The organism is Arthrobacter sp. UYP6 (genome assembly GCF_040547315.1).
Taxonomy (GTDB): Bacteria; Actinomycetota; Actinomycetes; order Actinomycetales; family Micrococcaceae; genus Arthrobacter_B.
Genome location: NZ_JBEPPM010000012.1, coordinates 18,071 through 38,670 on the forward strand (window position 1 = coordinate 18,071; position 20,600 = coordinate 38,670).

The 20,600-nt window shown below is 65.3% G+C and carries 18 protein-coding genes; 12 read left to right on the forward strand and 6 right to left on the reverse strand.

Annotation, left to right across the window (positions count from 1 at the left end; genetic code table 11):
- The first annotated feature begins 175 nt into the window (after positions 1 to 175).
- From ABIB35_RS11355 to ABIB35_RS11375, 5 genes are all read left to right on the forward strand, one after another.
- The gene (locus ABIB35_RS11355) at positions 176 to 3,583 is read left to right on the forward strand and encodes a DEAD/DEAH box helicase (protein ID WP_354181451.1); all 3,408 of its coding nucleotides are present in this window, start codon (positions 176 to 178) and stop codon (positions 3,581 to 3,583) included.
- Between the two features lie 221 nt (positions 3,584 to 3,804).
- Complete coding sequence (locus tag ABIB35_RS11360; protein ID WP_354181453.1) at positions 3,805 to 4,257, forward strand: MarR family winged helix-turn-helix transcriptional regulator; 453 nt, start codon at positions 3,805 to 3,807, stop codon at positions 4,255 to 4,257.
- A gap of 31 nt (positions 4,258 to 4,288) precedes the next feature.
- Positions 4,289 to 5,047, forward strand: coding sequence for a hypothetical protein (locus ABIB35_RS11365; protein WP_354181455.1), 759 nt, complete (start codon positions 4,289 to 4,291; stop codon positions 5,045 to 5,047).
- Positions 5,044 to 5,829 (forward strand): DUF4166 domain-containing protein, encoded by a 786-nt coding sequence (locus ABIB35_RS11370; protein ID WP_354181457.1) that lies wholly within the window; start codon positions 5,044 to 5,046, stop codon positions 5,827 to 5,829. Before ABIB35_RS11365 ends, ABIB35_RS11370 begins: the two co-directional genes overlap by 4 nt.
- Positions 5,830 to 5,949: 120 nt before the next feature.
- Positions 5,950 to 6,750 (forward strand): cyclase family protein, encoded by an 801-nt coding sequence (locus ABIB35_RS11375; protein WP_354181458.1) that lies wholly within the window; start codon positions 5,950 to 5,952, stop codon positions 6,748 to 6,750.
- Positions 6,751 to 6,809: 59 nt separating this feature from the next.
- Here the strand turns inward: ABIB35_RS11375 and ABIB35_RS11380 are convergent, their stop codons facing one another.
- Entirely contained in the window at positions 6,810 to 7,823 is a 1,014-nt protein-coding gene (locus ABIB35_RS11380; RefSeq protein WP_354181460.1) for an NAD(P)-dependent oxidoreductase, read from the reverse strand.
- 100 nt (positions 7,824 to 7,923) lie between these two features.
- A complete protein-coding gene (locus tag ABIB35_RS11385) occupies positions 7,924 to 8,562 on the reverse strand; it encodes a CE1759 family FMN reductase (RefSeq protein ID WP_354181461.1) in 639 nt (212 codons plus the stop codon).
- Between the two features lie 296 nt (positions 8,563 to 8,858).
- Here ABIB35_RS11385 and uriT (ABIB35_RS11390) point away from each other — a divergent pair, with 296 nt between their 5' ends.
- The 5 genes from uriT (ABIB35_RS11390) (at position 8,859) to ABIB35_RS11410 (ending at position 15,666) form a co-directional block, all read left to right on the forward strand.
- Entirely contained in the window at positions 8,859 to 10,325 is a 1,467-nt protein-coding gene (gene uriT / locus ABIB35_RS11390) for a uridine transporter UriT (protein ID WP_354181463.1), read from the forward strand.
- A 367-nt stretch (positions 10,326 to 10,692) separates the two neighbouring features.
- Positions 10,693 to 11,640: a uridine-preferring nucleoside hydrolase UriH gene (gene uriH, locus ABIB35_RS11395; protein ID WP_354181465.1), complete on the forward strand. Its 948-nt coding sequence runs from the start codon at positions 10,693 to 10,695 to the stop codon at positions 11,638 to 11,640.
- Complete coding sequence (uriT, locus tag ABIB35_RS11400; RefSeq protein ID WP_502915777.1) at positions 11,637 to 13,067, forward strand: uridine transporter UriT; 1,431 nt, start codon at positions 11,637 to 11,639, stop codon at positions 13,065 to 13,067. Before uriH ends, uriT (ABIB35_RS11400) begins: the two co-directional genes overlap by 4 nt.
- 55 nt (positions 13,068 to 13,122) lie before the next feature.
- Positions 13,123 to 14,037, forward strand: a complete 915-nt coding sequence (locus tag ABIB35_RS11405) for a ribokinase (RefSeq protein WP_354181466.1) — start codon at positions 13,123 to 13,125, stop codon at positions 14,035 to 14,037.
- A gap of 123 nt (positions 14,038 to 14,160) precedes the next feature.
- A complete protein-coding gene (locus ABIB35_RS11410; RefSeq protein ID WP_354181468.1) occupies positions 14,161 to 15,666 on the forward strand; it encodes an AAA family ATPase in 1,506 nt (501 codons plus the stop codon).
- Here ABIB35_RS11410 and ABIB35_RS11415 read toward each other — a convergent pair.
- Together ABIB35_RS11415 and ABIB35_RS11420 are read right to left on the reverse strand one after the other, a co-directional pair.
- The gene (locus ABIB35_RS11415) at positions 15,650 to 16,462 is read right to left on the reverse strand and encodes a hypothetical protein (RefSeq protein WP_354181469.1); all 813 of its coding nucleotides are present in this window, start codon (positions 16,460 to 16,462) and stop codon (positions 15,650 to 15,652) included. The genes ABIB35_RS11410 and ABIB35_RS11415 overlap by 17 nt on opposite strands.
- Positions 16,463 to 16,508: 46 nt before the next feature.
- Entirely contained in the window at positions 16,509 to 18,179 is a 1,671-nt protein-coding gene (locus ABIB35_RS11420) for an FAD-binding dehydrogenase (protein WP_354181470.1), read from the reverse strand.
- Between the two features lie 221 nt (positions 18,180 to 18,400).
- On the opposite strand from ABIB35_RS11420, the gene ABIB35_RS11425 reads away from it, so the two are divergent.
- Positions 18,401 to 18,550, forward strand: a complete 150-nt coding sequence (locus ABIB35_RS11425; protein ID WP_354181472.1) for a hypothetical protein — start codon at positions 18,401 to 18,403, stop codon at positions 18,548 to 18,550.
- A 114-nt stretch (positions 18,551 to 18,664) separates the two neighbouring features.
- On the opposite strand, the gene ABIB35_RS11430 is transcribed toward ABIB35_RS11425, so the two are convergent.
- Positions 18,665 to 18,901 (reverse strand): YegP family protein, encoded by a 237-nt coding sequence (locus tag ABIB35_RS11430; RefSeq protein WP_354181473.1) that lies wholly within the window; start codon positions 18,899 to 18,901, stop codon positions 18,665 to 18,667.
- 106 nt (positions 18,902 to 19,007) lie between these two features.
- Positions 19,008 to 20,000: an asparaginase gene (locus ABIB35_RS11435; RefSeq protein ID WP_354181475.1), complete on the reverse strand. Its 993-nt coding sequence runs from the start codon at positions 19,998 to 20,000 to the stop codon at positions 19,008 to 19,010.
- 156 nt (positions 20,001 to 20,156) lie between these two features.
- Here ABIB35_RS11435 and ABIB35_RS11440 point away from each other — a divergent pair, with 156 nt between their 5' ends.
- Positions 20,157 to 20,597 (forward strand): very short patch repair endonuclease, encoded by a 441-nt coding sequence (locus ABIB35_RS11440; protein WP_354181476.1) that lies wholly within the window; start codon positions 20,157 to 20,159, stop codon positions 20,595 to 20,597.
- Positions 20,598 to 20,600: the final 3 nt, after the last annotated feature.

Here is a 20,600-nt window from a genome sequence, read left to right on the forward strand (position 1 = left end):
GCAGACCACGCCATTGTGATCTGCGTTACCCCTGATGCTAGCGAGATTGACCGGACTTTGCAGAAATGCCTCGACACGCCGCGCGTCGGGCGCTCCACCCGGCAGGGGATGGCAGCGTTTTGACCGACCGAAGCAACATCGTGGAAGTGTCGGAGGTGCGTGAGACGATAAAAACATGCCTACCTCACCGCCTCTGATCGACGTCACGGACATCATCCGGGTCGTGGGCGGAGCCGCGTTCCAACGCGGTCAAACGTACGCCAAGGGCGGGGCGGTGGTGGAGCTGGACTGGGAGCCGCAGGCTGAGGTGCTCCGAGCCAAGGTTCGGGGACACTCCTCCGTGCCGTACCGGACCATGCTTCAGCTGGGGGAAAAGCGGCAGGGCGACTACCGGCTGCTGGACAACCACTGCAGCTGCCCGGTCGGCTTCGACTGCAAGCATGTTGCCGCCGTGGCGCTGCAAAGCAATACTGACCATTTGGTGGCCCGGCAGGAGTTCATCCGCCCCGCAGCCCCCGGCCGAGCCCCGGTGCCTGCCTGGCAGGAATCCCTCCAGACCCTGATCGATGCCGACCTCAGCGCGCTGACCGGCAGCACCGCCTCCGCGGCCACCCCCTTGGCCCTGCAGTTTGAGGTCCGAACCTCAGACTCAGGAATCAGCGCCAGGTGGGGAGCGCCGGCTCCACGGAGCGCTCACCGGAACACCTCCTTCCGGCTGGGCGTCCGCCCCGTGATCCGCAATCCAAAAGGCAACTGGGTCAAGAACAACCTGGCCTGGAGCAACATTGCCTACCAGACCCACGGGCTGAAACTGGATCCGGAACAGCACCGGTGGTTCTCCCAGTTCCCGGCCCTGCACCGCTCCCACGGAGTGAGCTACTTCGGCCAGAACGACTCGTGGCTTTACCTGGATGACTTCTCCAACCCGCTGCTGTGGCAGCTGCTTGAAGAGGCGCAGCGCATCGGGGTGCAGTTTGTCGGCACCAAGAAAGACACCGTTATCCAGCTGGGACACCGGGCAGCCCTGTCCCTGGATGTCCGGGCCGCCGGCGATTCCAGAGCCGCGGACGGTGCGGCAGAGCTCACCGCCGCAGCTCCCGGCGCCGCGGCTCCCCTGCAGCTTCTTCCGGTCCTGGAGATCGACGGCGAACCGTACCCCACGGATACCGCCGGGTTGATCTCGGTGCACGGCATCTACGTGCGCAGTCCGGAGAACGTCATCACGCTGGCTCCCACCGCCCGCCCGCTGACAGACCAGGACAAGGGCCTGCTGCTGAACAGCGCCCCGGTAATGATCCCCCAGGAAGACGCTCCGGTGTTCCTGGAGAAGTTCTATCCCAAACTCCGCCAGGTACTGCCCGTTACGAGCAGTGACAGCTCGGTTGAATTCCCTGAGATCTCTCCGCCACTGCTGGTGCTCACTGCCTCCTTCCAGCCGGATGATTCCCTGTTCCTGGACTGGGAATGGGAGTACAGGCAGGGTACTGACCTCACCCGCGTTGCACTGGGAACCCGCGCGGATCCCGCGGCCGGTTACCGGGATGTGGCTGCAGAAGCGGACCTGCTCACCGCCGTCGGCAAAGTCCTGGGCTCGGTGCCCCGCAGCCGCTCCTACCAGGGCATCGACACTGCCGAGTTCACCGAGTATCTGCTCCCCAAGATCGAAAAGGTCGACGGCGTCCGGGTGGACGTCGTCGGCGAGCGCCCCGCCTACCGCGAGCTCACGAGTGTGCCCGAACTCAAGATCACCACGGTGGAAACCGAACGCCGGGACTGGTTCGACCTTGGCATCATGATCACCGTCGAAGGGCGGCTTGTTCCCTTCGCCGATGTTTTCAAGGCCCTGTCCCAGGGCAAAACAAAGCTGCTGCTCGTGGACCGCACCTACCTGTCCCTGGACCGGCCCGAATTCGCCCAGCTCCATGCGCTCCTTGAGGAGGCTGAAGGCCTGCAGGAGTGGGAAACCGGCGAAATGACGATCAGCCGGTACCAGGCCGGGCTCTGGTCCGAGCTGGAAGAGCTGGCGGAGGAAACCGAGCAGGCGGCCGCCTGGCGTGCGTCGGTCACCGGGCTGCTGGAATTGGATTCCGTGGCGCAGGTGCCGTTGCCCGCCGGGTTGAAGGCGGACCTCCGCCCCTATCAGGCTGAGGGCTTCAACTGGCTGGCGTTCCTCTTCGAACACGGACTCGGCGGCATCCTGGCGGATGACATGGGCTTGGGCAAGACCCTCCAAACGCTGGCCCTGCTGGCGCATGCCCGGGAACAGGCCGCCACGCACAACGACGGCGGGACACCGGCTGCCGACGGCGGCAACAGTTCAGGGGCTGGCACCGTCGCCGCACCCCGCCGGCCGTTCCTGGTGGTCGCCCCCACCTCGGTGGTGCCTAACTGGCTCTCCGAGGCGGCTCGTTTCACCCCGGGCCTGCGTGCGGTCGCTATTGGGGACACCACCGCCAAGTCCAAGGTGCCGCTGGCAGAACTGACTGCGGATGCGGACATCGTTGTCACCTCCTATGCAGTCTTCCGGCTGGACTTCGCTTCCTACCGTGCCCTGGAATGGGACGGACTGATTCTGGACGAAGCGCAGTTCGTGAAGAACCGCACCACCAGGGCTCACCAGTGCGCCCGTGACCTGAATGCTCCGTTCAAGCTGGCCATCACCGGAACCCCCATGGAGAATAACCTGCTGGAGCTGTGGAGCCTGTTCGCCATCGTGGCACCGGGACTCTTTCCGTCCGCCCGGAAGTTCATTGAGGAATACCAGCGGCCCATCGAGCGCGGTGAGGACAACAAGCTCTTGGCCCGGCTGCGCCGGCGGATCCGGCCGCTGCTGATGCGCCGCACCAAGGAGGCCGTGGCCAAGGACCTGCCGGAGAAGCAGGAACAGGTCCTGGAGGTGGAGCTGAGCCCCAAGCACCGCAAGATCTACGAGATGCACCTGCAGCGCGAACGCCAAAAGCTGATGGGCCTGATCAAGGACTTGGACCGAAACCGGATGATCGTCTTTAGGTCACTGACTCTGCTGCGCATGCTCAGCCTGGATGCGTCACTGGTGGATGAGGACTACGCCGGTGTGCCCTCCGCCAAGCTCGATGCCCTCTTTGAGCAGCTGGAAGATGTGACTGCCGAGGGCCACCGTGCCTTGATCTTCAGCCAGTTCACCTCGTTCCTGAAGAAGGCGGCGGCCCGCCTGGACGCCGCCGGCATCCCCTATGCCTATTTGGACGGCTCCACCCGGGACCGCGGAGCGGTCATCGCTTCCTTCAAGGATGGAGAGGCGCCGGTGTTCCTGATCAGTCTCAAAGCGGGCGGATTCGGGCTGAACCTGACGGAGGCAGACTATGTGTTCCTGCTGGATCCGTGGTGGAATCCGGCAGCGGAGTCGCAGGCGGTGGACCGCACGCACCGCATCGGGCAGACCCGCAACGTGATGGTCTACCGGATGGTTGCCCGCGGAACCATCGAGGAAAAGGTGATGGCGTTGAAGGAGCAGAAGGCCAAGCTCTTCAGCTCGGTGATGGACGACGACGCCGTGTTCAGCTCCGCGCTCACCGCTGAGGACATCAGGGCCCTGCTGGACTGACGGGCAGCAAGCGCCGGGCGATGCACCACGCGCAGCGCCCCACGCCGTATTGCGGAAAGACCATGCCTCACCGCCCGCTCCGGGACGACAACGCAGACCCTGCCCGCCTGCATGGTCTGCGTTGACCTTGCCCGCTCGTCGCCGTGTCCGCGCTGCGGCATGCGCGCCCGGTTGTAGTTGGGGCCATTCCGCCAACCCTGATTGGTTTGTACAGTGGGGTGATGGCTACTGACGAACGCCCCATCGGATTCTGGCTCAAGCTTGTGGACCAACTGGTCGATGACCAGTTCGGAGCCAGTTTCGAAGAGCACGGCGTGACCAGACGGCAATGGCAGATGATGAACCTCCTGACGGACGGCCCTGCCACCGAAAAACAACTGTCCGACGCGTTGAAACCGTTCTTTCCCGTGGTGGAAGGCAGCATCACCTCGACAGAGCTGATCGAGGAGCTGCGCGAAAGCGGCTGGGTGTCCCTCGATGAAGACCAGTACCAGTTAACTGATCTGGGCCGCCGAAGCCTGGAGAATCTGCGCGGCGCCGTGGAACGCATCAGGGAACAGCTCACGGAGAACGTCTCCGAGGAGGAGTACGGCGCCCTAGTGACAGTCCTGCAGCGGATGGCAACCAACCTTGGCTGGGACGGTTCCGTGGAGGAGCCCGCCGTTTCGCCCTGAATTCTCCGCCACCGTGGGTTAGGCTCCCGGCATGGGGAAAAGTGCCGGGCAACAGATTTACGTGGAGATACCGATCCGGGCAGATCTTGACCGGCTGTGGCAGCTCAGTCAGGACCCTTCGCTGCATCCCCGCTGGGACCTGCGTTTCACTGCCATCCGGCCCGTTGATGAGGGCGCCCCGAACAAGGCGCAGCACTTTCGCTACGAATTTCGACTCCCGCTGCATACCATCCACGGCACCGGGACCTCGTTGGGCACCCGGCTCTCCGCTGAGGGCCATGCCACCTCCGTACTGAAGTTCACCACCTCCGATCTCCTCTCGCCGATCGGAACCGGGGCAGGCTACTGGCGCTACCTCCCGTTCGACGGCGGCATCCGGTTCGTCACCGGCTACAACTATCAGCCGGGCTGGGGAGCGCTGGGGCAGTTCCTCGACGCACCCCTCGTCCGCCCCGCACTGGGGTGGGCCACCGCCGTCAGCTTCGACCGGTTGCGCCTGTGGGCGGAGCAGGACCTTGACCCGGCCGCCGCCCGTAACGCCTGGCTGGCCGATGCCGCTGCCCGAGCTGCCGGTGCGGGCGCAGCCCTCATCCTGATGGCTGCAGCGGCCGGCAGACCGCGCCGTCCCGGTTCGCTCCTCGCGCTGATGACCGGAGCAGCAGTGCTCACCGTAGTGGTCCGCACACCGGCCAATCCCCGTGTGCCGCGGGCAGCCAGATGCCTTCGGACGCCAGCCGGGCGGGCTTCACGGGCGCCCTCGGACCTGGCTACCCTGCCGGAGCCGGCATGAGTGCCGCGGGCGCAGCGCGCAGCAACACCGGATCCGATCTGGCCGCCCCGGCCGACCTGGCCGCCTCGGCCGATCTGGCCGCCTCGGCCGACCCGGTCCAAGGATCCATCTTCCGACAGGCCCTTGGCGCAGATTTTGACCGGCTGCATCCGATGTTGCAACGCCGCTTCGGCGTGGATCCTGCGGCCGGGTATGCCTGCGTGGGCCGCGGAGTGTTCGCCGAGGTCCGACGAGGTGCCTGGTGGACGGTGCCGTTCCTGAAGTTCGGCGCCTTCCGCAACATCCTCTTCCCCGATTCGGGGGCCAATATCCCCTTCACCGTGGAGAACTACCCCTACGTAGACAGCTTTGGCCGACCCACCGTCACCTTTGCCCGCACCCTGGAGGTCCGTCCCGGCAAACACCGGCGGTTCGACGCCACGATGGTCTACAGCCCGGCACGTGCCGCCGTCGTCGACTACTTGGGAACCCATCAGCATCTGGCGACTGATCTTGCGTTGGCTGTCCGCGAGGACGGCTCCCTACACCTGCGGTCCACCGCGCTTCGGTTTTATGAAGGACGTCTCCGGTTTATCGTTCCGCGGCTGCTCAATGGAAGCGCCGACTTATACGAGTCCTGGGACGAGGAACGCCAGCGGTTCACCATCCAATTGCAGGTGCGCAACCCGATCTTCGGCTTCCTGTTTGGCTACCGCGGCGAGTTCAGCTGCGAGTTTCCGACGGTGCCGGAGGACGGAGTGCCGGTGCGGTTGAGGCCGGTGCGCGAGGAGATTCGCGATTAAGTGCCGCTCGTTGCGCGTCGAGCGCCGCTAGCCACTTCATATGACGCGCATATGACGGGCAGCCCAGGCACCCGGCGGTATCCTCAGGCAAAGATCCCTCTCCACGACAGGACCCCGACCATGAGCTTGAACAGCACTGATCCCGGTTTGATCAACTCCCTGCTGAGCGCCGTCGCCGGGGGCACCCTGGACATTGTGGACCTGACGGCCCCGCTGAGCAGCGGAACCCCCACGCTGAAGTTGCCGGCACCGTTCGTCAATCTGATCGATTTCAGCCTCGAAACGGTCAGCGGGTTCAATGATCCAGGCCCGTTCTGGAAGCATCACAATATTCACACCGGCGAGCACATCGGCACGCACGTGGATGCACCCTCGCACTGGATCACGGGGCGTGACGGCGATGACGTCTCGCAACTGCCGCTCAAGGCGCTGGTGGCTCCCGCCGTCGTCCTTGATTTCAGTGCCCAGGCGGCAGCGGATCCGGACTTTGTCCTCGAAGTGGACCACATTCAGGCGTGGGAGGCTCAGCACGGAGTCCTGCCGGCGGGCGGCTGGCTGCTTCTGCGTACGGGCTGGGATACGTTTGCCGACGACGCAGACGCTTTCCTGAACATCGACGACAGCGGTTCGCACACCCCGGGAATCTCCGCCGAGTGCGCCAAATGGCTGGCCGAGGAGACGGCGATCGCAGGACTGGGCGTGGAGACTGTGGGCATCGACGCAGGCAATGCCGGCGCCTTCGACCCGCCCTTCCCCGCCCATTATTATCTACTAGGCAACAACAAGTACGGCGTCACTCTGCTGCAGAACCTGGCCCAGCTTCCTCCCACCGGAGCCATGATCATTGTGGCGCCGCTGAAGATCGTGGGCGGCACGGCAAGCCCCGCACGGGTGCTGGCCCTCGTGGAGCGTAGCCGGTAGCCGTGGCTGGAGGCACATTGTGAGGTTTTTCCGCCAGTAGTCCCTCTGGGCGGCAGGGTTCAGTACCCCGCGTCAACGTCCACGGTGCCGTCCAGGGGTTGCCCGGCCGCCAGCCTGCGCACGTTGTCACGCACGCGGCCGGCCAGGAGCGGGGCCACCATTTCCGGAGTTTCGGCGGTGTGCGGCGTGATCAGCACCCGCGGCTCCGCCCAGAGCGGATGCCCGTCCGGCAGCGGTTGGGGATCCGTCACGTCCAATGCTGCGCCGGCCAGCTTCCCCGCCGCCAGCGCCCGGGCCAGGGCGTCTGTATCCACCAACGGGCCGCGGGAGATGTTGATCAGGAAGGCCTCGGGCTGCAGAAGCCCCAGCCGCCGTTCATCCATCAGATGCTCGGTGCCGGCGGTCATCGCGGCAGCAAGAATGACGACGTCGGCCGTGGCCAGCGCCGCATCCAGCCCCGCATCGGTGACCGTATGTTCGGCCCCCGGCACCGGGCGGTTGTGGGCCCGCACCACCGTGACATGCTCGGTGAATGCGCTCAGTAACCGTAGGATTTCCTGCCCCACCCCGCCGGCTCCCACAAGGACCACCCGCCGGTTGTGCAGCGACGTACCCCGGGGTTGTCCCCAGGTGCCGGCCCGCGCAAACACGGGGATGCTGCGCATGACGGCGAGGGTGAGGGTCAGGGCGAACTCCCCCACCGGCTGCTTGAAGGCGCCCTTACCGCTGGTCCACTCGACCAACCGGTGTGCCCGCATGACCTCGTCATACTGGTCCACCCCGGCGAGGGGAAGTTGGACCCAGCGGATGTTCGGATGCCCGGCGAGGGCTTGTTCAACTTCCGCCGGGCCGACGACGTCAGCCAGTACCAGCCCGGCAGTGGTGTCCGAAAGGGGTTCAAGAACGCCGCCGCCCTCTGCCACAGCAGCAACCATTTCGGACGTGGGTGCCGGAAGTACGGTTATGGACGGTGCTACTGCCGGGTTGAACGGGTCATCCGAGGGTCCTGGATCAAACGGGTTCGCAGCGGTGGAGGCGAAGGATGATTCGTCGGATTCAGCATGCTTGGCCATGGACGGCTCCTGCGGCTGGTGAGGTTCCCGGATACCGGGACGGCTCCTGCCGAGTCTAGTTCCGGCTGCACGGGGAGTGAAGGCTGGAAGGGAACGGGCACTACCCCCGCTTGGTTTGGGCCAGCAGCTGTTCAAACGGCAACGAGGCCGGAGCATCCGGACGGATTTCCGGCCGGGCATCCTCAAGAAACCCGCCGAGCTCGGAGGCTGCGCGGAGGACCCGGGCGTCCAGGCTTGTTGTTACGGCCTGACCGTTCCCTGCGCCGCCGGCTCCCCAGTCCTCGGGCGCGGCGTAGACGGCAGTGGGAAGCACCCGGGCCCGGAGGTAGCTAAACATCGGCCGCATTGCGAAGTCCAGGACCATGGAGTGGCGTGAGCTGCCTCCGGTGGCTCCCAGCATCACCGGTTTGCCGTCCAGGGCAGTGTTGTCGATGACGTCGAAGAAGGACTTGAAGAGTCCACTCATGGACGCGGTGAAGACGGGAGTCACGGCCACGAGTACATCGGCGTCCACAACTTCGTTAATGAGCGCCTCCAACTTGGGCGGCGCATATCCGGCCACCATGTTGTTGGCTATATCCACGGCATATTCCCGGAGCTCAAAGGTGCTGACGGACACGGTTGCACCGGACGCCTCGAGCGACCCGCGGGCTGCCTCACCCAACTGATCGGCCAGCATCCGGCTGGACGACGGCACGCCCAGACCGGCCGTCACTACTACGATTCTGCGATCCGCCATTCCGGCGACCTCCTCAGGTTTTCATGCATTTGCATCTACTTCAACAGAAGCACTCCGGCCGTTATTCCAGACCGGCACGCGAAGGATAGAGACGGTCCTGCCTGCAGGCAAATCAGCTCCCGGTGCCGCGGCCCGGGGAGCCGGTCAGGAGAAAAACCGGCGCTCGCACCCCGATATCGTTAACGCAGTGTCCACCCCTCTATTGCCGCCGCCGCAAAGGCTGCCCCAATGCTGAACCCTCAAAAGTTCCCGGATCTGGTGGAACTCCCCCCCAAATGAATTGGCGAAACAAACCTGTGAGTGAAACAACCCAACGCCGCGTCAACGTTGCAGCACTGATGACGGCGCTGCTGACTGCCTGCATGGCGTTCCAGCTGAACGCCTCCATGCTCTCCCCTGCACTGTTCACCATCGAGAAAGAGCTGAACACCACTTCTGCGGCCGTAGCCCTGACCCAGACGGCGTTCTTCACCTCCGCAGCTCTCTTTTCCCTGTTCCTCCCCCGCCTCGGTGACATCATCGGCCGCAAGAAGGTCCTTGGCGGCATGCTGGTGGTTTTGACCATCGGTTCCGTGCTCGCTGCCCTGGCCCCGAACATCGAAGTGCTGTTCCTGGCCCGGCTCATTCAAGGTGTTTCCGGACCTACGGTTGCCCTGTCCATGATCATGCTCCGCGTGGAAATCCGGGAACCAAAGCTCTACGGCACCCTGATGGGCGTCATTGCGGCAGTCAACGGCGGCATCGCCGGCGTTGACGCCATCGCCGGCGGCTACCTGGCCCAGAACCATGGCTTCGCCTCGATCTTCTGGACCATGTCTGCTGTGGGTGTTCTTGCTGCTGCCCTGGTGATCCTCCTCGTCCCCGAATCCCGGGCCGAGAAGAAAGAAAAGATGGACTGGGTGGGCGTGGTTCCCCTGGTCATCTCGGTGGGCACCCTGCTCACGGCCTTCAACGAGGCCGGCAAGCTTGGGGCCGCCAACTGGCCCCTCGTGGTCGGGCTGATCGTGACCTCCGTGGTTGCGTTCACAGTGTTCTGGAAGGTGGAAAACCGCAGCACCCACCCCTTGATAGCCACCCGGCTGTTGAAGCAGCGTTCCACGTGGGCCCTGCTGCTGACCACCCTGCTCACCATGACCGGCGTCTTCGCCGTCATGAACGGCATCATTCCCGCCCTGGCACAGGACGGCGTGATCGGCTTTGGTCTGGGCGCCGAAGAGTCCGCCTGGTGGACCATCACGCCGTATGCCCTTGCCGGCCTGATGATCGGCCCCTTCGCCGGCCGCCTCGCGGGCGGCTGGGGGTACGGCGTGATGCTGCGGATCGGCACGATCGGTTCCGTCATAGCGCTGGCCCTGATGCTCCCGGTGGTTGGCAGCGACTCCAAGCTGGGCCTGCTCGGCGTTTCGGTGCTGATCGGCATCACGTACGCGGGCATCGGCAACGTGATGCTCAGCGGACTGGGTGTGATGCTTTCCCCGAAAGAGAACCCCGGCTTCCTGCCGGGCCTTAACGCCGGAGCGTTCAACCTGGGCGCCGGGCTGAGCTTCGCCGTGATCTACGCTGTGAAAACTGCCACCACCGCCTCGGACGGATCCGGCACCGAAGGCTACTACGGCGGCATCATCGCCGGTCTGGTGATCCTGGTCCTGGCCCTGGCCGCGTCCTTCCTGATCCCCAAACCGGCCGGCGCCCACGTTAGTGCGAACGCTGAAAGGTCCATAGAAACGGACGTGCAGACTCAGGAGGAACCTGCACGTCGCTAAGGCCTGACTGCGCCGCGGTCCGGACAATCCGTCGGGACCACGGGGGCCGCGGCGCATAGGTTAAGCGTCTACCCTGCCGGACGCAAATCAGTGCGGACAGCAGTGCCGTCGTCAGCAACAGAGGGAAATACGGGCCCAAAAACGCCGCTATCTTTAAATGCAGTGCCCGCCCCTTCCGGGGAAAAGTGCTGCCGCCCTTCGAACCGTCTTCCGGCCTCGCCCGAACCCGTACCGCAGTGCGCAGCACTCCGTCGTGGCCCCCGCCCGCATCCCGCACGCTGCGGCCTGCAAACACGGGTTGTTCTGACGGGGCACTGCACCATCGGGACCACGGTCCTAGCTGTAACCTCAACGAAGCGGAGATGCAATGCCCCACAAAATCATCCTGGACTGCGATCCCGGCCACGATGATGCGGTCGCCCTGCTGCTGGCACACGGCAGCCCGGAGATCGACCTCCTGGCGGTGACCACCGTCGTCGGAAACCAGACGCTTGAGAAGGTGACGCGCAACGCGCTGGCAATTGCCCGTGTTGCAAATATCACAGGCGTTCCCTTCGCTGCCGGCAGCCCGCGACCCCTGGTCCGCACCATTGAAAACGCTCCCGACATCCACGGCGAGTCCGGCATGGACGGCCCCGAGTTGCCGGAGCCGGCCATCGAGCTGGATCCGCGCCATGCCGTGGACCTCATCATCGACACGGTGATGGCCCATGACCCCGGAACCATCACCCTCGTTCCCACCGGCGGCCTGACCAACATTGCCCTGGCGGTCCGCAAGGAACCGCGCATCGCCGAGCGCGTGAAGGAAGTTGTCCTGATGGGCGGCGGTTACCACGTGGGCAACTGGTCGGCAGTGGCCGAGTTCAACATCAAGATTGACCCCGAAGCAGCGCACATTGTGTTCAACGAAAAGTGGCCGCTGACCATGGTGGGATTGGACCTCACTCATCAGGCCCTGGCCACGGACGAGGTGGCCAACCGCATCGCCGCGGTGGGCACCAAGCCGGCCAAGTTTGTGGGCGAGTTGCTCGAATTCTTCGGCCAGACGTACAAGGACGCGCAGGGCTTCGATTTCCCGCCCGTCCACGATCCCTGCGCCGTGGCCTATGTCATCGACCGCTCGGTCATGACCACCCAGCGGGTTCCGCTGGACGTGGAGCTGACCGGTTCCCTGACCCTGGGCATGACGGTGGCGGATTTCCGTGCACCGGCGCCCGCGGACTGCAACACCTCTGTGGCCGTTGACCTGGATCACCAGAAGTTCTGGGATCTGGTTGTGGATGCTCTGGAGCGCATCGGCGAGGTGGACCTGTGAGCGAAACAACTCAGCGCCGCGTAAATGTTGCCGTCCTCATGACGGCCCTGCTGGCCGCCTGTGTGGCGTTCCAGCTGAACGCTTCGATGCTCTCCCCCGCCCTGGTCACCATTGAAGAGGAACTGAACACCACTTCTGCGGCTGTGGGCCTGAGCCAGACCGCGTTCTTCACCTCTGCAGCCCTTTTCTCCCTGTTCCTCCCCCGCCTCGGTGACATCATCGGCCGCAAGAAGGTCCTTGGCGGCATGCTGGTGGTTTTGACCATCGGTTCCTTAGTGGCCGCTCTGGCACCGAACATCGAAGTGCTGTTCCTCGCCCGGCTGATCCAGGGCGTTTCCGGCCCTGTAGTTCCGCTGGCCCTGATCATGCTCCGCGTGGAAATCCGGGAACCAAAGCTCTACGGCACCCTGATGGGTGTGGTGACCGCGGTCAACGGCGGCATTGCCGGCGTTGATGCCCTGGCCGGCGGTTACCTGGCCCAGAACCACGGTTTCGCCTCAGTCTTCTGGGCCATGGCCGCCGTTGGTGCAGTGGCCTCCGTATTGCTGTTTGCCCTGGCCCCCGAATCCACCGCCGCGAAAAAGGAAAAGATGGACTGGGTGGGCGTGGTTCCCCTGGTCATCTCGGTGGGCACCCTGCTCACGGCCTTCAACGAGGCCGGCAAGCTGGCCGCCGCCAACTGGCCCCTGGTCATCGGGCTGATCGTGATCTCCGTGGTTGCGTTCACGGTGTTCTGGAAGGTGGAAAACCGCAGCACCCACCCGCTGGTGGCCACCCACCTGCTGAAGCAGCGCTCCACCTGGTCCCTGCTGCTGACCACCCTGCTGACGATGACCGGCGTCTTCGCCGTCATGAACGGCATCATTCCCGCCCTGGCACAGGACGGCGTGATCGGCTTTGGTCTGGGCGCCGAAGATTCAGCGTGGTGGACACTCACCCCGTACGCCATCGCCGGGCTGGTCATGGGCCCGATCGCCGGGCGCCTCGCGGCAAGCTGGGGTTATGGCAAGATGCTGCGGATCGGTATGATCGGTTCCGTCATAGCGCTGGCCCTGATGCTCCTGGTGGTTGGCAGCGATTCCAAGCTGGGCCTGCTGGGCGTCTCAGTCCTGATCGGTATCACGTATGCGGGCATCGGCAACATCATGCTCAACGGGCTGGGGATTGTACTCTCCCCCAAGGAGAACCCCGGCTTCCTGCCGGGCCTGAACGCCGGTGCGTTCAACCTGGGTGCCGGGCTGAGCTTCGCCGTGATCTACGCTGTGAAGACCGCCACCACCGCAGCGGACGGATCCGGCACCGAAGGCTACTACGGCGGCATCATTGCCGGTCTGGTGATCCTGGTCCTGGCTTTGGCCACGTCCTTCCTGATCCCCAAACCGGCCGACGCCGAGGTGGAAACCGCTCCTGAAAAAGCCGTCCGCTAGCTCCTGTCCGCTCATCCCCGCCTGATCCCGTTCCTCGCCAAGGAGAATCCGAAGCATGTTCGCCGGAAAAGTTGTAGTTGTAGGGTCGCTCAACGCTGACCTGACCGTCCGCACCGACCGTTTCCCGCAGCCCGGGGAAACCCTCAACGGCTCCGAACTGGTGATTGTTCCAGGCGGAAAGAGCGCCAACCAGGCCGCTGCCGCTGCCATCCTGGGCGCCGAGGTCCGGCTGTTCGGTGCCGTGGGCGCCGACGGACACGGGGACCTGCTGCTGCAGGCAGCAGCGGACGCGGGCGTTGATGCTTCCCGGGTACTGCGACGCACGGATACCGCAACGGGCACCGCCATGATTGTGGTGGACGCTGCCGGGGAAAACACCATCATCGTTTCCCCGGGTGCCAACGGAACCGTCACCGGCGCTGAGCTGCCGGCTGATCTGTTCGAGGGCGCCGCCGTCCTCTGCCTGAGCCTGGAGGTTCCGCTGGAAGCGGTAACCGCTGCGGCAAAGGCGGGGCACGACGCCGGCGCCCAGGTCCTGCTGAATCTCTCCCCGTATCGGGAAGTTCCGGCCGAACTGCTGTTCCTCACCGACGTGCTGCTGCTCAACACCCACGAAGCGGCACTCGTAACCGGCCTGGCCGATCCTGCTTCGGACTGGGAAGCGGTGATCGCGGCGCTCGATGAACTGGGCGTGCGGCGCACCATCATCACGCTGGGCGGAGAGGGCGCCGTTGTCCTCGACGGGACGGCAACCGGCGCGGACCGCGTGGTGACCGTGGCACCCACCCGGGTCACCGCGGTGGACACCACCGGCTGCGGAGATGCCTTCACGGCGGCCACCGCCGCGCGACTTGCCGCCGGGGATTCGCTGGCGGACGCCGCAACGTTCGCGGCCCGTGCCGGTGCGCTGGCCGCCACCCGCGAAGGTGCGCAGTCCTCCTACCCGGCATTGGTGGAGCTGGTGGGCTAAGGCTCAGCCCAGCACCAACGACGACGGCGCTTCCCGCTTGGGAGGCGCCGTCGTCGTCTGCGCGGGACAGTCCTTCTCCCGGATATCTGTTCCCCGTTTCGCTTCCTGCTAGGCTCTGCCTGCATGGACGAAAAACTGGGGGAATTTCTTCGCAACTTCAACCGCGCCATCGAACTGGCGCAGGCGCACCGGACAGCATCTCCGGGACGCGAGCTTCTTCTGGACGCGCTGACTGGGCATCTGGGTGTATCTGCGGCCGAGCTCCCGATCCTGACCCAGGACTTTCCGGTCCACCGTTTCGCGGATCTGGACATCGCCGTCGAAAAGATCTCCGGGCAGGACCCGAAGGCGCGGCTGATCGGCGTGGGCGGCGGACAGCAGCGTCACCACCAGTCCCTCTCGGACCTGGTGCAGCAGGAGTATGGCCCGGTCGGCGTGGGTCAGCCGGATTTCGTAAATCTCGCTGTGGGGCCGGACAGCACCCGCGAAGTGGTGACGCTGGGACTGCGGTTGTTTGTCTATGAGGGCTTTCCTCTGGCGGTGCTGCAGCGCGGCGCCAACCCGCAGTATGGACGCAACGGGACGGACATTGCAGTGCTGGCCCCGGAGCGGGAAGCGGCCGCGCGGTTCCTGGCAGCCATACAGGAGGATCTGCGGACCAACAGCATTCTGCGCGGACAGGTGGTTTCCTTCGCCTTTGACCCCTACGGCCAGCAGGGTGCCGGTGTCACGTTCCTGCCCCGCCCCTCGCTGCCGGCTGACGAGGTGATTCTTCCCGACGGCATCCTGGACCGGGTGGGACGGCATGTCCTGGGCATTGCGGCAAACCGGGAAATTCTGCGGAAGCACGGACAGCATCTGAAGCGCGGCGTTCTGCTGTACGGGCCGCCCGGCACCGGAAAAACCCACACTGTTCGTCACCTGCTCAGCGCCAGCGAGGGCACGACGGCGGTGCTCCTGGCCGGCAGCTCGCTACACGCCGTCGGCGAGGCGGCCCGGCTGGCCCGCGCCATGGCGCCGTCCATGGTGATCCTTGAGGACATTGACCTGGTGGCCGAGGACCGGGACATGGGCCACGGGCCTCAGCCGCTGCTCTTTGAAGTTCTGGACGCCTTGGACGGACTCGATGCCGACGCCGACGTGGTGTTCCTGATGACCACCAACCGGGCACAGGCGCTGGAGCGGGCTCTGGTGCAGCGGCCAGGCCGGGTGGACCTAGCCGTGGAAATTCCACTGCCCGACGTGGAAAACCGGGTGCGGCTGCTGGAACTCTACGCACCGGACGGGGTCTTCTCCGAGGCTGCCCTGCAGGCTGCCGCGGAGCAGTCCGAGGGCGCCACGGCGTCCTTCGCCCGGGAGCTGGTCCGCCGAGCCGTGCTGGTCGCCGTGGACGCCGGCGAGCAGCCAGGGGACGAACATTTGGCCGCCGCAGTCCGGGAGCTCATGGGTCAGGGTGAAGCCCTGACCCGGAGCCTGCTCGGTGCCGGTGGTGACGTTGACAACGCTGGTCCCGTCGACGGCGGCGACATTGACGGGCCCGTTGGCTTCGCGTCGGGCGGAGACGGACCGCAGCCCGGTGTGGCCTACTCGTTTGGGTACACGTCCCTACACCTCAGCGGGGCCCCGTAACCCCCGGAATGATCCCAGCACGCTGCTTGCCGGAAAGGTGGTCCTGCGCGGTTATGCTCAGGGCCCGCCACCCGGAAGAGAAATTAGGCTGGAGCTCGTCGTTGCTGGGCCAGTTCGGCAGGCGGGTCACAAGGACAAATCCGCAGGCCCGCCAATCCGGATCCTTTTTCCGGAACCGGTGCACGTGGTCAATGACGGGGCGTTGTGGCATGCCGGGATGGGCCGGAGCCTGGATCGGCGCCAGCAGGGCGAGCTGCCGCGCGCCGGGAGCACTGCTTCCGGTCCAGTCCAGCCATTCGAGGCACGGCATGTCACCCACCCGTGCCCGCTTAATTCCGGCTACGCGGAACAGTGTCATGCGGCCCTGGTCATCCGCATAGCTCAGGACGTCGCCCGCTGCGAGTTCGGTTTCCTCATGGCGCCACGGTCGGCGGAGCTTCTTCCGTTCCGGTTGCGGTCCGGTGAGCTGGTGTCGCAGTTTCTGAAGGGCAGCCACTCGCTGGGCAAGGTCGGCAGGTCCCGCCTCTGCCCACACGTCCAGACCGCTCCCTTGGTCGATCGCAACAAGCGCAGCGGCCAACACCCCGTCATCGAGGCGACCCACCTGGGCCTGCGCGGCCGCGAGCGCCATCCACAACTCGCCGGCGTTATCCTGGCGCAGAAGGTAAGCGAACGATTCCACAACACGCCGGGTCGCATCCTCGTCAGGAACCTGATCCTCAAGATGTTCCCGGTACTCCCCGCGAATATCCGCAGCTGTGTCGTTGGCAAAAATACCTGTCCCCCATGCACCCATGCCCCGAGTATGGCAGACGCCCGGAGCCGTGCGGCCACTTGAGCTGTTACCGGGCGGCAGCGCGTCCGGCTATTCGCCCGCTGAACAGACAACCGCCCAGGAACGTCCCTTCCAGGGACCGGTAGCCGTGCATCCCGCCGCCGCCAAAGCCCGCCGCTTCGCCGGCGGCGAACAGCCCCGGCACCGGGTTTCCGTCCAGCCCCAACACGCGGGAGTCCAGATCGGTTTCCAGCCCGCCCAGGGTCTTGCGGGTCAGGACCGAAAGCCGAACCGCAATCAGCGGGCCGTCCTTGGGATCCAGGATCGGATGCGGAGCCGCCGTGCGAATGAGCCGGTCCCCCAGGTACTTCCGTGCCCCGCGGATGGCAGTAACCTGGCTGTCCTTGGTAAAGGGATTCTGAATTTCCCGGTCCCGGGCTTCCAGCTCGCCGCGGATCGCCTCAGTGGACAGCACCGGAGCAGCACCGCTGGTAGAGTCCTTCGCCAGCGCATTCATGCCGGCCACCAGTTCCTCGACCGAACCGGCGGTAATGAAGTCCTCACCGTGGTCAATGAATTTCTGCACCGGACCGGGCACGCCGGCCGTGGCACGGCTCAGCACATCCCGCACGGATTTGCCGGTCAGGTCCGGGTTCTGCTCTGACCCGGAGAGCGCAAACTCCTTGCGGATGATCGCCGTGTTCAGCACGAACCAGCTGTACTCGTGACCGGTGGTGCGCAAATGTTCCAGCGTCCCCAGGGTGTCGAAGCCGGGAAACAGGGGCACGGGCAGCCGGTTACCGGCGGCATCCAGCCAGAGCGAGGACGGACCGGGCAAAATCCGGATGCCGTGGTTGGCCCACACCGGATCCCAGTTCCTGATCCCCTCCACGTAATGCCACATCCGGTCCGGGTTGATGACCCGGCCGCCGGCCGCGGCGCTGGCCGTGATACCGCTGCCGTCCACGTAGCCGGGCACTCCGCTGAGCATCGTTTCCGGTGCGCTGCCCATCCGCTTCGGCCACACCGCCCGCACCAGGGCATGGTCGCCGCCGATTCCACCGGTGGTGACAACCACGGCGCCGGCCGTGAACTCGAAGTCCCCCGTCGGGGTGCGGCTGGTCGCAGCGCCGCGGACCGCCGTCGTTGGCTCCAACACGCTGCCACGCACACCCGCGACGACGCCGTTGCTCACCACCAGTTCCCCCATCCGGTGGCGGAAAGCGAGCCGCACCAGTCCGCGGGCGACGCCGTCGCGCACCTTCGCTTCGAAGGGTGCGGTGATGCCCGGGCCGGTGCCCCAGGTGACGTGGAAGCGGGGGACGGAGTTGCCCGGGCCGGTGGCGCCGTAGCCGCCGCGTTCAGCCCAGCCCACCACCGGAAAGATCCGATGGCCCATCTCGTGGAGCCAGGCACGCTTTTCCCCGGCAGCGAAATGTACGTAGGCCTCCGCCCAACGGCGCGGCCAGTAGTCTTCCGGACGGTCAAAACCTGCCGTTCCAAGCCAGTCCTGCCAAGCCAGCTCCACGGAATCCCGCACCCGCAGCCGCCGCTGTTCGGGCGAATCCACCATGAAGAGTCCGCCGAAGGACCACCAGGCCTGTCCGCCGAGGCTCGCCTCCCCCTCCTGTTCCACCAGAATGACGGAACGGCCGGCGTCCACCAGCTCTGAGGTTGCCACCAACCCCGCCAGCCCGGCTCCGACAACTATGACGTCTGCGTCTGTGGTTGGCTGCATCCGGTTCACGGTACCGGCAGTTCCACCCTCTGGCTAGGCCCGATATTGGTGGGTGCAGCGGGGGTCTGGGCCGGCCCGCTCCGTGGGGGCCGGCCACTTCGCGGTTTCCCCTTTCTGCTTGGAGCACCACTTCCTAGACTGAGTCCTATGGGCTGACGGAGTCCGATTGGGCTGCTCTTCCGCAGAGCTGGTGTCCGCCCCTGAGCTGACTGGAGAAAACCATGACTGAGACGGAAAACCCCGCAACAGGCGATGATCAGGACCGCACCCACACTGAGGCTCCTTCCGAAGGAGAGACGTCAGCGGAGGCCGATACGCAGCGTCAGCACACCCAGGATGCCGCCGAAGGAGACGAGGCCGAGAAGAAGTAGCCGCCGCGACGGTAAAAGCCTCTGCGCCGAGTCGGGGCAGCCAACAGGCCCGGGATTCCATGGAATCCCGGGCCTGTTGGCTTCAGACTTCTGAGCAAACTTATGCCGGTCCTGTCAGGATGCCCGCGCCCTTCCATCGTTGCGGCTCGCGTCGCCCAGCACATCGGCGTCGTGGCTTTGATCGACAACGGGGCCGGTGCCGGCGATTTCACGCATCAATTCAATTCCGGCAACTGCCGCCTGTTTGGTCGGAAACATCGCTGAGACCGCCATCAGGGCGCCATCCCCGGAAATGAGCTTAATCCGGAAAGCGCCGTCGTGGGCGTCCACCAGCTTAAAGTAGCCCGACATCTCTTACCTCCTTGTAAGGGGTACCATCTGTGCCCTTAATAGTAAGCCAGCTTACGGGTCATGGAACCCTCGTTTTCCTCATTCGAGTAGAGCCTGCCCACCGGCCTCATCCTGACTGCCCGCCCTGTCTGCCGGGAGCGGCAGTCAGGGCGTGGAGGATCTGTTCGGGCGTGGCCGGCTGCGATGTGAGCAGGGCCGCGAGGATGCGTGCCTGCGCAGGTTTGAGGTCGCCGGAGGGAATGGCTCCTGCACGCACCAGGTCTATCCCGCCCCCGGCCCCGTAAGTCGGAATTACGGGCCCAAACGGAACCCGGGAACTCAGCACCACAAAACATCCAGCCCGCACCGCGTCCTGAACCGCCTCCGTGAAACCCGGGCCGGCGTTGCCCAGTCCCGTGCCGGCAAGGACGACGGCGTCCGCCCCGGCATGGACGGCGTGAGAGAACAGATCCGGATCCGTACCGAGCGAGCAATCGATGACGGTGACCCGTGCGTTGTCGAATTCTTCACCCGGCATGCGCAGCGGAGGCGGCCGGAGCGGCCTGGCAGTCACATGCAGGCTGTCGCCGATGAAATGCGCCACCTCGGTGCCGCCCGCAAATGGATCCGCCGCCGTAGTGCTGGCGTTGAACAATCCGCGGGCCGCTCTGACCACCCCGGCAAACGAGACCAGTACGCCGGTGCCGCGCAGTTCCGGTGAGGCTGCTGCTTCCACCGCCTCCTCGAGATTCTGCGGGCCATCGGGTGCCGCACTGTCAGCCGGATGCCGGGAACCGGTGAACACCACGGGTTTGGAGGAGCTGTGGACAAGATCCAGCAGGAAGGCTGTTTCCTCCATGGTGTCGGTTCCGTGGGTGATAACGACGCCGTCCACGGTGGAGTCCAGCACGGCGTTCCGTGCCGCTTGGGCAATGGTTCTCAGGTCCGACAACTGCAGCCCGTAGCTTCCGCTGACCATAATGTTGCGGACAGTCACCGTGTGCCGGCGGGACAGTGTGCGGATCAGTGCTTCGATGCGCTCCGATGCCACCAATCCGCCGGGCCCAGTGCTGCGTGACGCGATGGTCCCTCCAGTGCCGAGAATCCGAATCGAAGCCATAGGCCAACCCTTCACGCGTTTCGCATTTACCAGCAAACCTAGGCCGATCCTGTGGGCGGTGGCTAGGGCAGAGCGCCGTACCGGCTGTGCCACGCCCTGCATCCAGCCGGCTCTTTCCGGAGTCGAGGCTGTATCCGCGCTGCCTAGACTGGATTCATGGCCGATACCGTCACCGTTGAGCAACGCAGCAGGAACATGTCCCGGATCCGGGGAAAGGACACCAAACCCGAGCTTCTGGTGCGGCGTCTACTTCATGCAGCCGGCTACCGCTTCCGGCTCCACGGTGCCGCGGGCGGGAAAGTGCTGCCCGGAAAACCCGATCTGGTGTTCGCCGGCCGCCGCAAGGTTGTTTTCGTCAACGGCTGCTTTTGGCACCTTCACAGCTGTCCTGCCGGGCAACACGCACCGAAGAGCAACAGCGGGTTTTGGGCTGACAAGCGTCAACGAACGGCGCTTCGTGATGCAGCCGCGGTGGAATTGCTTGCTGGCGCGGGCTGGGAATCGTTCACGGTCTGGGAATGCGAGCTGAAGAACCGCAGCAAGGTGGAGGAACAACTCATCACGTTCCTGGGCCCGCGCGCTTCCTCAGGTCACTAGACT